This is a genomic window from Truepera radiovictrix DSM 17093, from assembly GCF_000092425.1.
Taxonomy (GTDB): domain Bacteria; phylum Deinococcota; class Deinococci; order Deinococcales; family Trueperaceae; genus Truepera; species Truepera radiovictrix.
Genome location: NC_014221.1, coordinates 484440 through 500038 on the forward strand (window position 1 = coordinate 484440; position 15599 = coordinate 500038).

At 71.4% G+C, this 15599-nt stretch carries 15 protein-coding genes; 3 read left to right on the plus strand and 12 right to left on the minus strand.

The window, feature by feature from the left end; all coding sequences use genetic code 11:
• Nucleotides 1-25: 25 nt before the first annotated feature.
• The 9 genes from TRAD_RS16195 to TRAD_RS02270 all read right to left on the minus strand — a co-directional run bounded on the left by TRAD_RS16195 (nucleotide 26) and on the right by TRAD_RS02270 (nucleotide 9710).
• Nucleotides 26-2248: a tetratricopeptide repeat protein gene (locus TRAD_RS16195; protein ID WP_013176957.1), complete on the minus strand. Its 2223-nt coding sequence runs from the start codon at nucleotides 2246-2248 to the stop codon at nucleotides 26-28.
• Nucleotides 2249-2368: 120 nt separating this feature from the next.
• On the minus strand, nucleotides 2369-2776 hold the full coding sequence (cdd, locus tag TRAD_RS02235; RefSeq protein WP_013176958.1) for a cytidine deaminase: 408 nt from the start codon (nucleotides 2774-2776) through the stop codon (nucleotides 2369-2371).
• Between the two features lie 20 nt (nucleotides 2777-2796).
• Nucleotides 2797-3207, minus strand: coding sequence for a diacylglycerol kinase (locus TRAD_RS02240; protein WP_041947098.1), 411 nt, complete (start codon nucleotides 3205-3207; stop codon nucleotides 2797-2799).
• Complete coding sequence (ybeY, locus tag TRAD_RS02245) at nucleotides 3138-3581, minus strand: rRNA maturation RNase YbeY (RefSeq protein WP_013176960.1); 444 nt, start codon at nucleotides 3579-3581, stop codon at nucleotides 3138-3140. Before ybeY ends, TRAD_RS02240 begins: the two co-directional genes overlap by 70 nt.
• Entirely contained in the window at nucleotides 3541-5514 is a 1974-nt protein-coding gene (locus TRAD_RS02250) for an HD family phosphohydrolase (protein ID WP_013176961.1), read from the minus strand. The genes ybeY and TRAD_RS02250 overlap by 41 nt, the downstream gene beginning before the upstream one ends.
• A 165-nt stretch (nucleotides 5515-5679) precedes the next feature.
• Complete coding sequence (locus tag TRAD_RS02255) at nucleotides 5680-6570, minus strand: PhoH family protein (RefSeq protein ID WP_013176962.1); 891 nt, start codon at nucleotides 6568-6570, stop codon at nucleotides 5680-5682.
• 38 nt (nucleotides 6571-6608) lie between these two features.
• Complete coding sequence (locus TRAD_RS02260) at nucleotides 6609-7163, minus strand: hypothetical protein (RefSeq protein WP_013176963.1); 555 nt, start codon at nucleotides 7161-7163, stop codon at nucleotides 6609-6611.
• On the minus strand, nucleotides 7160-8137 hold the full coding sequence (gene floA, locus TRAD_RS02265; protein WP_013176964.1) for a flotillin-like protein FloA: 978 nt from the start codon (nucleotides 8135-8137) through the stop codon (nucleotides 7160-7162). Before floA ends, TRAD_RS02260 begins: the two co-directional genes overlap by 4 nt.
• A 73-nt stretch (nucleotides 8138-8210) precedes the next feature.
• The gene (locus TRAD_RS02270) at nucleotides 8211-9710 is read right to left on the minus strand and encodes an NfeD family protein (protein WP_049772926.1); all 1500 of its coding nucleotides are present in this window, start codon (nucleotides 9708-9710) and stop codon (nucleotides 8211-8213) included.
• 217 nt (nucleotides 9711-9927) lie between these two features.
• On the opposite strand from TRAD_RS02270, the gene TRAD_RS02275 reads away from it, so the two are divergent.
• Complete coding sequence (locus TRAD_RS02275; RefSeq protein ID WP_013176966.1) at nucleotides 9928-10173, plus strand: hypothetical protein; 246 nt, start codon at nucleotides 9928-9930, stop codon at nucleotides 10171-10173.
• 16 nt (nucleotides 10174-10189) lie between these two features.
• Here the strand turns inward: TRAD_RS02275 and TRAD_RS02280 are convergent, their stop codons facing one another.
• A complete protein-coding gene (locus TRAD_RS02280) occupies nucleotides 10190-10438 on the minus strand; it encodes a hypothetical protein (protein ID WP_013176967.1) in 249 nt (82 codons plus the stop codon).
• 101 nt (nucleotides 10439-10539) lie between these two features.
• Nucleotides 10540-12054 (minus strand): gluconokinase, encoded by a 1515-nt coding sequence (locus TRAD_RS02285; RefSeq protein WP_013176968.1) that lies wholly within the window; start codon nucleotides 12052-12054, stop codon nucleotides 10540-10542.
• Nucleotides 12055-12255: 201 nt separating this feature from the next.
• On the opposite strand from TRAD_RS02285, the gene TRAD_RS02290 reads away from it, so the two are divergent.
• Complete coding sequence (locus tag TRAD_RS02290) at nucleotides 12256-12930, plus strand: PKD domain-containing protein (protein WP_013176969.1); 675 nt, start codon at nucleotides 12256-12258, stop codon at nucleotides 12928-12930.
• A gap of 177 nt (nucleotides 12931-13107) precedes the next feature.
• Here the strand turns inward: TRAD_RS02290 and argB are convergent, their stop codons facing one another.
• The gene (gene argB, locus TRAD_RS02295) at nucleotides 13108-13857 is read right to left on the minus strand and encodes an acetylglutamate kinase (protein WP_013176970.1); all 750 of its coding nucleotides are present in this window, start codon (nucleotides 13855-13857) and stop codon (nucleotides 13108-13110) included.
• Nucleotides 13858-13945: 88 nt separating this feature from the next.
• Between argB and TRAD_RS02300 the strand changes: the two genes are divergently transcribed.
• Nucleotides 13946-15367: a phosphohexomutase domain-containing protein gene (locus TRAD_RS02300; RefSeq protein WP_013176971.1), complete on the plus strand. Its 1422-nt coding sequence runs from the start codon at nucleotides 13946-13948 to the stop codon at nucleotides 15365-15367.
• The last annotated feature ends 232 nt before the right edge of the window (nucleotides 15368-15599 follow it).

Here is a 15599-nt window from a genome sequence, read left to right on the forward strand (position 1 = left end):
AAGCCACACGCCACGAACCACACGCTTACTGTGCGCTCTGCCGCGCCTGGTCGACGAGCTCGGGCAGGAGCAGGGGCTCGCCGTCGCCGGGGTCGACGCGCAGCTCGGCCAGGTCGGGGTTGCGCTCGAGCGCCCGCTCGAGCGGGGCGACCGCCTGGGCGAAGCGGCCGAGATCAAAGAGCACGAGCCCCAGGTTGAGCTGCGCCTCGCTGTTGTCGGGGTCGGCCTGGGTGGCGCGCGTGAGGTAGTCGAGCGCGCGGTCAAAGCGGCCCAGGCGGAAGTAGGCGAAGCCCGCGTTGTTCAGAACCGTCGCGCTCTCCGGCAGCCCCTCGAGCGCCCGCTCGTAGTGCTCGACGGCGCCGCGCAGATCCCCCTGGAGCTGCCGCGCGTAGCCCTGGTAAAAGGCGATCGTCCCCGCTTCGGCGCCCGCTTCGTCGGCGACGTCCGCTTGCAGCTCGGCGGCGCGGTCGAACTCGCGCTGCGCCGCCGCCAGCTCATCGGCTTGCAGCGCCGAGAGGCCCGCGCCGAACACCGCCGCGACGTCCGGGTCAAACGCCAGGCGCTCGGCGCCGGTGAGCCGCTGGTTCTGTTCGACAAGCCGCCGCGCGTTCTGCGCGTCTTGCGACGTCGGCGCTAAGCGCAGCGCCTCGTCGAGCGCGTTAAGCGCCTGGTCGAAGCGGCCCGCCCCGCCGAGGGCGAGGCCGTAGAGGGTGTAGAGCTCGGGGTCGCCCGCGTCGCGCGCCAAAAGCGGTTCGAGCACCCCGATGGCGGCCTCGTTCTGGCCCGCCTCGAGCAGCAGCTGCGCGAGGTTGCGCTCCAACACCCCCCTGGCCTGCGGGTTCTGCGCGAGGGCCGCCTCGAGGGTGGCGCGCGCCTCGTCCGTTCTGCCCGCCTGCGCCTGGGTGATGGCGAGCTGGTTGGCGAGCTCGGGGTTGGTGGGGGCGGCGTCCAAGGCCTCCTGCAAGACCGCCTCGGCCGCCTCGAGGTTCCCCGTGCCGCGCAGCACCTCGGCCTCGGCGAGCGCGAGCGCCGCGTCTTGGGGGTAGCGCTGGCGGCCCTCGCGGAGGATCTCCAGGGCGCGCGCGCTCTGCGCTTCGCCGAGCGCGCTGGCGAGCGCGTAGGCGCTGGGGTCGGGGTCGGCTGCCAGGCGCGCCTCGAGGACCGCGAGCGCTTCGTCCCCCTCGCCGCGGCGCACGAGCTCGCCGATCAGCGCCGCGTGCAGGCTGGCCGATTCGGGGACGCGCTCGACCGCCTCGCGGAGCGTTATCAGGGCCCCCTCGGCGTCGTCCGTGCGGCGCTGCAGCGCCGCGAGCTCTAAGTAGGCCGCCGCGTAGCGCGGGTACGCCTTCAGGGCGCGCGTCAGCGCCGCTCGGGCCGCTTCGGGTTCGGCGAAGCGGGCGCTGCCGGCGAGCGCGACGGCGTGCGCGGGGTTGAGCGCGAGCGCCGCCGCGAAGGCCTCGCGCGCGGTCGCCGCGTCGCCCGCCGCGGCGAGCACCACACCGCGTTTGACGAGCGCCTCGACGTCTTCGGGGGCGGCCTCGATAGCGGCGAGCGACGCCGCTAGCGCCGGCTCGAGCTCCCCGGCGGCGGCGAGAGCTTCGGCGCGCTCCGAGAGCACCCAGCTCGAGCCCGCGTCGCGTTCGGCCGCCGCTTGCAGCTCGGGGGTGTCGCGCGCCTCGAGCCCCAAGGCCGCCTCGCCGACCGCGCCGAGCGACGCCAGCGAGGGGGTCTGCGCGACGACCGCGGCGACCTGCGCTTCGTCGTCGGCCGAGAGGGTGAGCTCGAGCTCCGTGACGACCGCCTCGACGACGCTCGCCAACAGGGCGGCGGGGTTGTCAGCCGGTCCGCTGACGGGGACGCGCCGGACGGCGTCGTCGGGGCCGGCGAAGACGAGGTCGATGACGAGGCCCTCGCCGTCGCCGCTCAGGCCGACGAGCCCGCTGACGAGCGCGCGGGCGCCGAAGGCTTCGGCGAAGGTGGCGGTGTCGAGCGTGCCCTGCGCCTCGGCGCGTTGCGCGACGAGCAGGGTGTCGCCGACGGGGGGGGCGTAGACGCCGTCGATGACGTTAAGCGCCCGCTGAAGCCCGGTGGCGAGCCCCAAGCGGTAGGGGGAGTCGGTCTCGTCGGCGTCGAAGGCGAGGACGACGAGGCGGTCGACCGCGCCCTCGTGCGCGGGCGGTTGCGCCCAAGCGAGCGGCGCTGCGAGGGCGAGGAGGGCGAAAAGCTGCAGAAGGGGAGCGCGTTTCATCTAGGGGAGTATACCTAGGCCCAGGTGAGAACCGGACCCAGGTGAGAACCGGACCCGGGTGAGAACCGGGCTCACGCGAGAGCCGGACCCACGCGAGAACCGGGCGCGCGTAAGAAGCGGCTAGCGGGGCGCGCGCAGCCGAAACCCCCCCGGCAAAAGCTCGGCGACGCGCCAGCGCCGCACCGTGCCGCGGTCGTTGACCAGGTAGACGGTCGCGTCCTCGCTAAACTCGAAGAGCACCTGGCGGCAAGCGCCGCAGGGGCTCGCCGGTTCGGGGGCGGTGGTGTAGACGACGAGCTCGCTAAAGGTGCGCTCGCCGGCCGAGACGAGCGCCTGCACCGCCGACTGCTCGGCGCAGCGGCTGAGGCCGTAGGAGGCGTTTTCGACGTTGGCGCCGGCGTAGATGGCGCCGCTAGGGGCGCGCAGCGCGGCGCCGACGTGAAACCCCGAGTAGGGCGCGTAGGCGCTGGCGTGCGCGCGCCGCGCCGCTTCGAGGAGGTCGGCGGGGGGCTCCGGAGGGAGGTTCATGGGGTAGTTTACCGGAGCGGCTAGCCGAAGACCACGCGCCACAAGGGGGGACCGAGCACCCACAACCCCACCAACACGGCGAAGAGCGCCGCGACGAGGACCGCCCCGGCGGCGGCGTCTTTGGCGCGTTTGACGAGCGGGTGAAACTCGGGGGAGACGAGGTCGAGGGTGCTCTCGAGGGCGCTATTGACGAGCTCGAGGGCGAGCACGAGCGCGCAGACGAGAAACAAGGGGACGAGCTCGGCGCCGACCGCTAGACCGACGCCGAGGGCGAGCGCCGCGCCAAGGACCTGGATGCGGAAGTTGCCCTCGGTGCGCCAGACCGCCCCCACCCCCGCGAAGGCGGCCCGAAAGGCGGCCTCTAGGCGCGTTCGCGAGAGCGTTCGAGGAGCGCCGCGGCGCGCGCCTGGTTTTGGCGGAAGGTCGTCCACGCTTCCTCCGTCGGGTGGTCGAAGCCGAGCAGGTGGGTGAGCCCGTGGGCGGCCAGGGTGACGACCTCGAGCTCTAAGGTGTGCCCCTGCGCCGCGGCTTGGCGCGCGGCGGTGTCTAGGCTGATGACGATGTCGCCTAGGTGCGGCACCTCGGGAAAGCCCGCGTCGTCGGGTTCGGCGAGCGGGTACGAGAGCACGTCGGTGGGGGCGTCCTCCCCGCGGTGCGCGCGGTTGAGCTCCCGGATCTTCGGGTCGTCGACCAAGACGATCGTGAGCTCCTTGTCGCCGGCGCCAAGCTCGGCTTTCAGCGCGGTGACCACCGCCTGGAGCCGCTTACGGAAGGGGTACGGACGCTCGGCGAGAATCTCGATCACGCTTTAATCTATCAAGTTCCTCCCCCGAGGGGTAACTCACGCGGCGGTGCAAGACGGCCGTCAGGAGGCGTTCGAAGGTGCTAGCGATCACCTCCAGGTCGTGAAAGTTTAGGGGGCTCTGGGCGAGCTGGTCGTCTTGGAGGCGCTGCTCGATAAGCCGGTCGATCATCGCGCGGACGCTCCCCTGGGTGGGTTCGGCGAGCGACCGCGAGGCCGACTCGACGGCGTCGGCGAGCATCAACACGGCCGTTTCGCGCGACTGCGGGCGCGGCCCGGCGTAGCGGAAGTTGAGCTCGTCGACGCGCTCGGAGCTCTCCAGCGCGCGTTTGTAGAAGTACGCGAGCACCGTCGTGCCGTGGTGCTCGGTGACAAAGGGCTCGAGCGCCGCCGGCAGGCCGTACTCGCGCAGCAGCTCGACGCCGTCGCGGACGTGGCTGGTGATGATCAGGTAGCTTAGGTGCGGCGAGATGCGGTCGTGCGGGTTCTCCCCGGCAAACTGGTTTTCGGTGAAAAACTGCGGCCGCCGCAGCTTGCCGACGTCGTGGTAGAGCGCCCCGACGCGCGCCAAGAGGGGGTCGCCGCCGATGTTGGCGACCGCCTGGGCGACCAAGTTGGAGATAATGAGCGAGTGCTGGTACGTCCCCGGCGCCTCTAAGAGGAGCTTTTGCAGGAGCGGGTTGGAGGGGCTGGTGAGTTCGAGGAGCCGGAACTCGGTCAAAAAGCCCAGGTTGCTCTCGGCGAGTGGGAGCGCGGCCAGCGCGAGCATCCCCGCGAGCACCCCGCCCCCCAAAAGCCACGCGAGCGCCCCGAGCGCCCCCAGGTTGCCGAGCCCGCCGACGAGCGCGCTGCCGAGGGCGAACGTCACGGCGGCGACCGCCCCGCTTAAAAGCCCCGTAATGAGTAGCGCCGGGCGGGCGTGAAAGGTGCGGGCGAACAGGGCCGCCGTGGTGCCGCCGGTGAGCGCCGCCAGGGGGTGAAAGGGGGTGTCGCTGGGGCTCAGGAGCGCCGTGATGACCGCCAACCAGACGGCGAGCACGAAAGCGGCGCGTTCGCTGGTGAGCACCGCCACGAGCAGCGGCAAAAAGGCGATAAAGAGGAGGTAGGGGCTCGCCAAAAAGGCGAGCCGCTGCAGCACGAGCCCGAGCGCCCAGAGGAGCACGAGAAAGGCGAGCTGCCCGACGGTGAGGCGCGCGCGGAGGCTGCGGTAGAAGTGGAGGAGCGGCAGGGTCAGGAAAAGGGCCAAAAGGGCGCAGACGAGCGCGAGCACGAGGCTCTGCTCGAGCCGGTCGCTGCGGGGGGTGTAGAGCCCGGCGGCTTCGAGCACCCGCAGCGCGTCGTCGGTCAAGGGGTCGCCCCGCCGGACGATCACGTCGCCGGCCTCGAGCACGCGCATCACCGGTTCAACGCTCTCGGCAGCCGCGGCGCGCGCCGCCTCGGTGAGGCGCGCGCTCGGTTCGGTGGTACTGATCAAGAGGCGCTGCAGCGTCGCCGCGACGGCTTCGCCATCCCCCGCGAGCGCGGCGGCCTCCCGGATGAGGTTGGGGAGCTCCGCTTCGCTCACCCCGTCGGGGTGGCTATAGGCCTCGGTTAAAAAGCGCCGCACCCTTTCGGGGAGCTCGGCGGCGGCGAGTTCGGAGAGCACGAGGCGCTGCCTCTCGGGCGAGGTGCTGTAAAGGACGCCGATCTGCGCGCGCGCGGCGCTCCGCGCGCGTTCGGTGGCGACGCGGTCGACCGCCACGAGGTCGAAAGGGGCGCGGAAGGTCTGGGGGCTGGGGTCGCCGACGCGCAGCGCCGGTGCCGGGCTAGACCCGTAGACGCTGTATAGCAGCCCCGCCAGGGTCGCGGCAAAGAGCAGCGCGGACCAGAACAGGCGGCGCGGCGGCAGGTCGCGCCGCGGCCTTCGCGGCGCTTTGGGGGCGGAGGTGGCGGTCATCGTAGGGTCATAGGGTTCTGTACGTCAGGGGGTGGGCGCGTGGCTCCGGGCGCACCCCGAAACACCCCCGTCTTGGCCAACTGTAGCAGGTTGGGCGTTGGTGCGGGCGACCCCTCGGGCCGCACGCTCGAGCGCCCTGGCGAGACCCGTCGGCGGCGGTCGCCGTCAGGTGTACTGGTCGTAGGCTTTGACGATCCGCGCAACCAGCGGGTGGCGCACCACGTCGGCCTCGGTAAAGGTGACGAAGCGGATGCCCTCGATACCCCTCAAGATGCGCTCGGCGACGCGTAGACCGCTCTCGACGTTTTGCGGCAGGTCGGTCTGGGTGATGTCGCCGGTGACGACCACGCGGCTATTAAAGCCCATCCGGGTGAGAAACATCTTCATCTGCTCGGGGGTGGTGTTTTGCGCCTCGTCGAGGATGATAAAGGCGTCGTTGAGGGTGCGGCCCCGCATAAAGGCCAGCGGCGCGACCTCGATGGTGCCGTTTTGAAAGAGCTGCTCGCTCTTGTCGCCGTCGAGCATGTCGTAGAGCGCGTCGTAAAGGGGGCGCAAGTAGGGGTCGATCTTCGCCTGCAGGTCGCCGGGAAGAAACCCGAGCTTTTCGCCCGCCTCGACCGCGGGCCGCGTCAGCACGATGCGTTTAATCCGCCGCTCTTTAAGGGCCTGCACGGCCATGGCCACGGCGAGGTAGGTCTTACCCGTACCGGCCGGGCCGACGCCGAAGGTGATCTCGTTATGCTCGATGGCGCTGACGTACGCGCGCTGCCCCGCCGTCTTGGGGCGGGCGCGCCGCGGCAGGCGTTCGGCGGCCCCCTCGGGTACCGGCCCCGCGTCGCTCACGAGCGTCTCCAAAGGGGTGTGCTCGAGCTCGGTGAGGCTGATCTTCTCACCCCGCCGGATGCTCGCTAGAAGCGCCGAAAAGGTCCGTTCAGCCTCGGCGACCGCGAGCTCTTCGCCGGAGAGCCGGAGCTCGTCGCCGCGGGCCACCACTTTGGCCGAGAGTTTGCTGCGCAGCAGTTTGAGGTTTTCGTCGTTGTGCCCAAAGAGCATCATCGCCTCGGCGGGCGAACGAAGTTTCAGGGTCAGGGTCGCTATCGGCGTCTCCTCCTAGAGAGCGTAGCGGGTCGCTTGGCGCGCGGCGGTGAGAGCACCTGGTGCCAGATAAACCCCTGTAGGGTCGCCGTCGGGTCGGTAAAGGGCCCGCGCCCCGCTCTCGAGGTGATTGTAACGCGTTTCGGGGCCTCCAGGCGTTGTACACGCATAGCGGGTGCGACCTCGAGCGGCGGGCTGGGGGGCGTCGCAGGACGTTCGTCGCTCGGGCGCCTGGGGGGTGCCGAGGGGGGCTGAGGGACGGGCGCGCGCGGGGGCGCGCTGGGCGGCGGCGCCGGTGCGCGTCCGCCGCGCCTGGAGCGCTCCTGCGCCGCCGCCTCCTGCACGCGCCGGCGCGCCTCCTCTAAGCGGCGCTGCAGGGCGTCGTCGCCCGGAGGGCGCGCTGCGGGGGCGGCGTCGGGGTTGGTGCCCTCGCGGGGACGCCCCCCCGCTGGAGGGCGGGGCGGGGGGCGTTTGCCGAGGAGGTTGCCGAGCGCGGGGAGGAGGAAAAACAGCGCGATCAGGAGGAGCTCGAAGGGGATGTTGGGCAGGTTCACGCCCCGTCCTCACCCCCACCGGCGGCGCGCCCGATGTTGCCGCGCATCCGCGTGTCGGCCTGGAGGTTCTCGAGGTTGTAGTAGTCCATCACACCGAGGTTGCCGCTGCGAAACGCCTCGGCGATCGCGCGCGGCACCTCCGCCTCGGCTTCGACCACCTTCGCGCGCATCGCCTCGACCATGGCGCGGTTTTCCTGCTCGACGGCGACCGCCATCGCGCGGCGCTCCTCGGCTTTGGCCTGCGCGACCCGTTTGTCGGCCTCGGCCTGGTCGGTCTGCAGGGTCGCGCCGATGTTTTTCCCGACATTGACGTCGGCGATGTCAATCGACAGGATTTCAAAGGCGGTCCCCGAGTCGAGGCCGCGCTCGAGCACCGCTTTGGAGATGATGTCGGGGCTCTCCAGCACCTGCTTGTGGTTTTCCGACGAACCGATCGACGAGATGATCCCCTCGCCGACGCGGGCGATGATGGTGTCCTCACCCGCCCCCCCGACGAGGCGCTCGAGGTTGGCGCGCACCGTCACGCGGGCGGTGCCGATCAGTTCGATGCCGTCTTTTGCGACCGCGGCGATGCTCGGCGTGGTGATGACGCGCGGGTTGACCGAGACCTTGACCGCGTCGAGCACGTCGCGGCCCGCGAGGTCAATAGCGGCGGCGCGGTCAAAAGGCAGCGCGATGCGCGCCTTGTCGGCGGCGATCAGCGCGTCGACGACGCGGTCGACGTTACCGCCGGCGAGGTAGTGGGCCTCGAGGAGGTCTTGGGTCACCTCGATGCCCGCCTTGTCGGCTTTGATGAGCGGCAAGATGATGCGGTTGGGTGGGATGCGGCGCAGGCGCATGGCCACGAGGCTCGTCAAGCTGACGCGCACCCCCGCCGCGACGGCCGAGATCCACAACCCGACGGGCACGAACGAGAAGAGGACGATAAAAAAGAGGACGACGATACCGGCGATGATGAGAACACCGAAATCCATAGCGCTCCTTTGGCGTTGGGGTGAGAAGGGTGTAAGGTGGCAGCGGGTAGGGGGGGCCCTAGGCGGCGCCGGGTCACGCCTCGGCTCGGGGGGCGGGGTCGGTCGCCTCTAGGTCAACGCCGCTAGGCGTCCCGGCGGAGCCGGTAACCTCTAGGTCAGCGCCGCTAGGCGTCCCGGCGGAGCCGGTAACCTCCAGGTCAACGCCGCTAGGCGTCCCGGCGGAGCCGGTAACCTCGCGCACGGTGACGCGGTTGCCCTCGACGCGCAGCACCTCGACCGCGCTCCCGCGCGGTACGAACCCCCCCTCGCTCAGCACGTCGACGCGCCTCTCGCCGAAGCGCGCCACGCCGGTCGGCCGCAGGTCGGTCAGGGTCACGCCGCGTTGCCCGCGCAGCTCGGCGAGCGCCGGCGTGGCCTCGAGTGGGAGCCCTGGCGTCTGGGCGCCGAGGCCGCCCGAGAGCCGCGTGGAGAGGGTCAGCGGGCGGCTAAAGCGGGAGTTGGGGAGCAGCCAGAGGGCGAGCGCCAAAAGCGCCCCACCGATGATGGTGGTGTAGCCGAGCATGGTGAGCGCGTCCCCCTGGAAGATGCGGGCGACGCCCCAGGCGACCGCGGCAAACCCCAACAGGCCGAAGACGCCGAAGCCGGGCAGTACAAAGACCTCGACGGCGATCAGCAGCAGCCCGACGACGAGCAGCACCAGGTCGAGGGTGCCGGGCGGCGACCCCAAAAACGAACCGCCGAAAAAGAGCAGCAGCGCCACCAGACCGACCGCCCCGGGGATGCCGAAGCCGGGGGTAAAGATCTCGACGGCGAGCCCGATCAGCCCGACGGCGAGGAGTACGGCGGCTAGCAGGGGGTTGGCCAGGGCGCTCGCGAAGCGCTCCGCGGGGCTCGGCGCCAGCGTCTCGGTGGCGACGTCGCCGTAGCCGAGCTGCCGCAAAGCGTCGGTGAGGCTGCTCGCTTGCAGGTCGGCGATGTCGTACTCGACGGCCTGCGCGGCGCTTAACGTGATGAGCTCCTGGGCGGTCGACAACCCGGGGATCTCAATGCTCTCGGAGACCATCCCCTCGGCGACGCGCGCGTTGCGCCCGCGCGCCTCGGCGACGGAGCGAAAGCGCCCGCGCCAGACGGAGCTGATCTTTTCGGGCGCCGCCTCGCCGGTAAGGGCGTTGATCGCGGTTGCGGCGCCGATCGCCGACCCCGGCAGCATCGCGACCTGCTCGGCGCTCATGGCGACTAGCGCGCCCGCGCTGATCGCCTGCTCGACGACCGCGATGGTGGGGACGCGCGCCCGCAAGATGGCGCTCGAGATCCGCTCGGCCGCCTCGACGCTGCCCCCCGGCGTGTCGATGGTGAACACCACGGCGAGCGGCCCCTCGGCGTTCGCGCGCGCCAGCCGGTCTTCGACGTAGCGCGCCGTCGCGGTGGTGATGGTTGCGTCGATCGGCACGATCCAGACGGCGCTCGGGCTCTGGGCCCAAGCCACCCCCCCCGTGCCGAGGAGCGCTCCGCCAAGCAGCAGCGCCAGCACGACCCAGCGAAAGACCCGCGTGCGGGGGACGAGGTAGGTCATGGTCTCTCTAGTATAGCCCACGGGGCCCCGCCGCCCTTTTTCACAGCTTGCAGGGCGTTCGCCACGTGCTTGCCGCGGCCCCGCCGAGCTGCGGGCCAGACCCTTCGCCGGCTGCCAGGGGCGGCGCAGCGTGGGGTCTAAGGGTGCGGTATAAAGGGGTGTTGCAGGCGCCTCCCCCATGCTGGTGACAGACCCTCGGGGCGCCTGGGAGGAAACGATGCTCTTTCTCGCCGTTATCTGTTTTGTCCTCGCCGGTTTCGGGGTGCTCTGGACGGTCCGTTCGTTCGCCACGAAAGACAAGACGCCCACCGAACGCGCCGACCTCGACAAGGCCGGGGGGATCATCTTTACCCTCGTGAGCCTCGCCGTCGGTGGGGTGGCGCTCTACCTCTACGCGAGCGGGTTTTTGGCCCCCGACCCGGGGCTAGACCCCAGCACGGCGCTCGCGCAGCTGCTCGCTTAGCGCAGGCCGACAGGACTTAGCTCCCCTCGAGGCCCCTCTCCACAAGGGGCAGCGCGCCGGCCCCAAGGGGTGCGAGCGCCTCCCCCGAACCGGGGTGCGCGCGGGGCGGGGCCGCTTGCAGGTCGTCGAACACCTGCCCCGAGAGCAGGTAGATGATGTCGGTGAGGTCGACCCCCTCCTCGAGGCAGCTCAGTTCGATGTCGAGCCGTTTGGCCGCGGGGAGCGACCACCACCAGCAGAGAGCGTCGTGGCTTAAGCGTTTCATGAAAATGAGATTAGTACGGCGTCGCGCCGCACCGTGGGTCATATTTGGCATCGCCTGAGCGGGCGCCGGAGGTGTGAAATCTTTACCCGCCAGCCCGCCCGTTACGAACGAGCGGCGTCCTCTGCAACAGCGGTGTACAGCGCCCGAAAGCGCGCGAACGCGGCGTCGTAGCGCCGCCGCTCGGCCTCCCGCGGGGTAAAGCGCCGCGGCCTCGCGGCGGCGGGGTGCGGCGCGCGCCCCAGCGGGAGGCCGCACTGCGCGGCCCAAGCGAGCGCGGCGGCGCCGACGGCGGAGGCGTCGGCGACCCCGACCACCTCTAGCGGGGTCCCCAAAACGTCGGCGACGAGCTGCGCCCAGAAGGGCGAACGGCTCAGCCCGCCGGTGAGCTGCACGGGGCGCTCGGCCGTCTGGGGGGGCGCAGCGCCCTGGGCGCTCGTCCCGAGCACCTCCCAGACGTCTTTGAGGCAAAACGCTACCCCCTCGAGCGCCGCGCGGGCGAAGTCGGCGCGCGTGTGCGCCTCGCTGAGGCCGAAGACCGCCCCGCGCAGGGCGGCGTTGTAGTGCGGGCTGCGTTCGCCGGTGAGGTAGGGGAGCACCATAAGCCCCTCCGCCTTGGCCGCGGCCGCTTCGTCGAGGAGCCGAGCGAAGCCCTCCGCTTTGGGGAGCTCGCCGTAGAGGGTGCGGCGGACCCACTCGAGGGTGAGCCCGCCGTTGCTGACCGCGCCGCCGGCGAGAAAGCGTCCCGCGAAAAAGCGGTAACACCAGGTGCGCGCCTCCGGGTCGAGCAGCGGTGCGGCGGTCACCCGCCGCACCGCGCCGCTCGTACCGACCGTCAGGGCGGTGCTGCCGGGGCTGCGCACCCCCGCGCCGAAGTTGGCGAGCGCGCCGTCGGAGCTGCCGACGAAGACCGGTAGCCCCGGCGGTAGCCCGCACGCGCGCGCGACCTCGGCGCGGAGGGGGCCGAGGGGGTCGGTCGGCTCGGCGAGTTCGGGGAGCCGCGCCGCGGTGACGCCGGCGAGCTCGAGCGCGAGGTCGCTCCAGCGGCCCGTGCGCAGCTCGAGGAGCCCCGTCGTCGAGGCGTAGCCGCGGTCGGTGCGCAGCGCGCCCGTCAGCTGGTAGCCGAGCCAGTCTTTGAGGCTGACGAAGTGCGCCGCGCGCCCGAACACCGCTGGCTCGGCCGCGCGCAGCCAGCGCAACCGCGCGGGGTGGTACGGGGCGACGAGCGGACAGCCGGTCGCCTCGTAGAGCCCTGCGGGGTTCTCCCGGCGGAGCTCGGCGAGCGCCGTTGCGGCGCGGGTGTCGGCCCAGGTCGTCGCGCGCCCGAGCGCTTCGCCGCGCCCGCTTAGGGCGAGCAAGCTGTGCATCGCCCCGCTGAGGGCGAGCGCGACGGGTCGCGCGCCGCCGAGCCCTTCGGCGAGCGCCCTGAGCGCCGCCTGGACCGCGCGCCAGAGGTCGGCGGCGTCTTGCTCGGCAGCGCCCGCGGTGTCGCTTAGGAGCGGATAGGTCGCCGACGCCTCGGCGCACACGCGCCCCGCGGCGCTCAGGGCGACGGCCTTGCACCCCGTGGTGCCGGCGTCGAGGCCGATACAGACCTCCTGTGGGGCCGCCCCCTTCACCGTCTTTGCTCGAGGGGTCGCGCCCCCTCCAAACGTCCCTGTAAGCGTCCTCCGGCGCGTGGTGGCTGCATGAAGGCCGTTATACCAGGTTCCGGGGCGGGCTACGCCCCTTTGGCCGGTCGTGTCGGTGCCGGCCCGGTTCGGGCCCCAACGTGGACGCACGTCACGGGTCGCGGCGAAGGGGGGCTTTATAGTGACCCTATGGCGACCTCACGATTGTTGGCAAGTCGGCGCGTCGCGACCCGGCGGGTGGCGTCGGTCGCGCTCGTTGGGCTCTTTCTGGGCGCGTGCGGCCCGCTCCCCGGCGGCAGCGGCGCCCTACCCGACCCCGTCATCGAGCTCGAGGCTGAGAACGCGCGGGGCGAGTGGCCGCTCGTGGTGACCTTGACCGCGCGCACCGCCGAGCTGGCGCGGCCCGTCACCGCCTACCGCTGGGATTTCGGCGCCGGTGAGGCGATCGGCGCCCCGACCGAAGGGGGGGCGCGCCGCACCGTCGTCTACACCGAAGCGGGCACCTACACGGCGCGCGTCGAGGTCGTAGCGGGCGCCCAGACGGGCGAGGCGAGCACGCAGATCGAGGTGCTGCCGCGCAGCGCCCCCCGCGACATCAACAACCTACCGCCCACGGTGACGCTCGAGGCCGACGTCACCGAGGGCTCGGCTCCCCTCGAGGTCACCCTGAGCGCGACCGCCGAGGACCCCAACGCCGACGCGCTGACGACGACGCTCTTTTTCGGCGACGGCACCCGCACCCTCGCGTCGGAGGCGACGCACGTCTACACCGAACCCGGCACCTACGTCGCGACGGCCGTCGTGACCGATGGCCGCGGCGGGGTGGCGGCGGCGGACGTCGTCATCACGGTCGCGTCGCCGTAGCGGGCGTCGGCTGGCTGGGTGCGGTTGGCGCTGTGCTTGGCGCCGTGGTTGACGTTGTGCCCTGAGGGTTGCAAAGACCGTTTCCGCAGGGACAGCTACAGCGCGCAGCCCGTAGACCGCCCGTAGGCGACGCGCTAGGCACCGTTGCCGGACGCCAAACCTGAGTGGGGGGGCGCGCTAGCGCACGACGCGGGTGCCGACCTCGCCGCGCAAGCTCGCCTCGAGCTGCTCGGGGACGCGCCCATCGGCGATGATGGCGACGGGCGCGCCGGCACGGAGCGCGCCGAGCGCGGCCTCGACTTTGGGGATCATCCCGCCGGCGATGCGCCCGTCGGCGATGCGCGCCGCGATGTCGCGCGCGCTGAGCGTCGCGAGGCGGCTTTCGGGGACTGCCGGGTCCTCGAGCACCCCCGGTACGTCGCTTAAAAACACCACGGGCGCCGCGAGCGCCCCCGCGACTGCCCCCGCGGCGCTATCGGCGTTGACGTTGAGCACCCCGCGGCGGTCTGGAGTGGCGGCGAGACAAGCGACGACGGGGGTGAGGCCCAAACCGAGCAGCCCCGTGAGCAGCGCGCGGTTGACCTCTACGACCTCGCCGACAAACCCCAACTCGGCGCCTAGCGGTTCGGCGACGAGCAGTCTCGCGTCGCGCCCTTGCAGCCCGACGGCGTCGCCGATCTCCTGGGCGAGCACCTTCGAGAGCCGCGTCAGGGTGCGTTCGATGACCGCCAAGCTCGGTGCGTCCGTGACCCGCAGACCGCGGACGAAGTGGCTCTTGAGCCCCGCGTCGCGCAGCGCCTGGGCGATAAAGGGGCCGCCGCCGTGCACAACGACGGTCTCTGGGAGCGCCGCGAGACGCTGCGCCATCTGCCGTCGCACCTCGGGGTCGGTCATGGCACTGCCGCCATACTTGATCACCGTCGGCATAGGGCAGTCTACCGCAGCGCGTCACGGGGCGGTCTAGGGGGCCCCTCCCTTCTCCCGGCTGGGAGCGGGTTTGCTATGCTGGCACCTCATGGACACCCTCGTTTTCGGCACCGACGGTTGGCGCGACGTGATCGGCGACAAGTTCACCTTCCTCAACGTGGCGCGGGCGGCGCAGGCGTACGCGGACTTTCTCAACGCCCAGGGTACGCCGAGCGCCGTGGTCGGTTACGACACCCGCTTTAACGGCGCCCTCTTCGCGCGGCGCGTGGCGGAGGTGCTCGCGGCCAACGGCATCGACACCCGCCTCTCGGCGAGCTACCTGCCGACCCCCGCGCTCTCGTTCGCCGTCAAGCACTACGGGGTCGGCGGCGGGGTGATGCTCACCGCCTCGCACAACCCGCCCCCCTATAGCGGCTTTAAGCTTAAAGGTCCTTACGGCGGCACCGCCACGGAGGACATCTATAGGGCGGTCGCCGCGCGCGTCGCTACGGTGAGCGAACGTGAGGTTCGCCGCGACGGGGGGGCGAAGCGCATCGAGACCTTCGACGTGCGCGCCGCCTACTACGACGCGTTGGCGCAGCTCGTCGACCTCGAGGCGCTGCGGCGCTTTGACGGCACCTTGGTGCACGACGCGATGGGTGGCGCGGCGGCGGGGTGGCTCACGGGGTTTGTCGCCCACGCCGAGCTGCCGTGGCGTTTGGTGGCGCTGCGCGGCGAACCGACGCCGACCTTTTACGGCGTCAATCCGGAGCCGCTGCCGCAAAACCTCGCCGCCACGATGGCCTACATGAAAGAGCAAGGCGCCCTTTTCGCCTCCGCCACCGACGGCGACGGTGACCGCCTCGGTTTGGTGCTGCCGGGGGGGACGTTTTTCAACTCGCACCAGATCTTCGCGCTGCTCTTAAACATGCTCGCCGAGCGGGGCGGAACGGGGCGCGTGGTCAAGACCTTTACCGTCTCGCGCCTTATCGAGCGGCTGGCCGAAAAGCGCGGCCTAGCGGTGCAGGAGACGCCGGTGGGCTTTAAGTACATCGTCGACGCCATGCTGGGGGGGGACGTGCTGATCGGCGGCGAGGAGTCGGGCGGCATCGGCGTCGCGGGGCACATCCCCGAGCGCGACGGGCTGGCCAACACGCTGCTCGTGCTAGAGGCGGTGGTCAAAGCGGGGCGGACGGTGAGCGAACTCTTTGCCGAGCTCGAGCGGGAGGCCGGGTGGCGCCACGCCTACGACCGGCTCGACCTGCACCTTTCGGGCAACGCCCTCAAAGACGCCGTTTTGGGTGCGCTGGCCTCCCCGCCCGACACCTTTGCCGGGCGCGCGTTGGAGCGCGTCGAAACCCTCGACGGGGTCAAGCTCAACCTCTCCGGCAACGCCTGGCTGCTCTTTCGCGCCTCCGGTACCGAGCCGGTCCTGCGCATCTACTGCGAAGCGCCGAGCGCGGGCGAAGTCGCAGAGATCCTGAGCTCGGCGCAGCGCTTCGTGAGCGGCTTGGAGGCCCCGGGAAGCTAGCGGGTGCGCGACGCGCCTAAGGGAGCCAGAGACGAGCGCCAAATGCAACGGAAACAAGCCACGCTTTTGGGCGTGGCTTGTATCGCTCCCTGCGTGGAGATCTTTCTGCGGCGGTGTGTCAGGGCTTCCAACCGCGTCTCGAGCGGCGTTTAGGGGCCGCCACCAACAGCCGAGGCTTGGTTCCAGCCCCCGCGTAGCCCGCGGGTGATCCACGAGCTGCGCGCCACGGGAC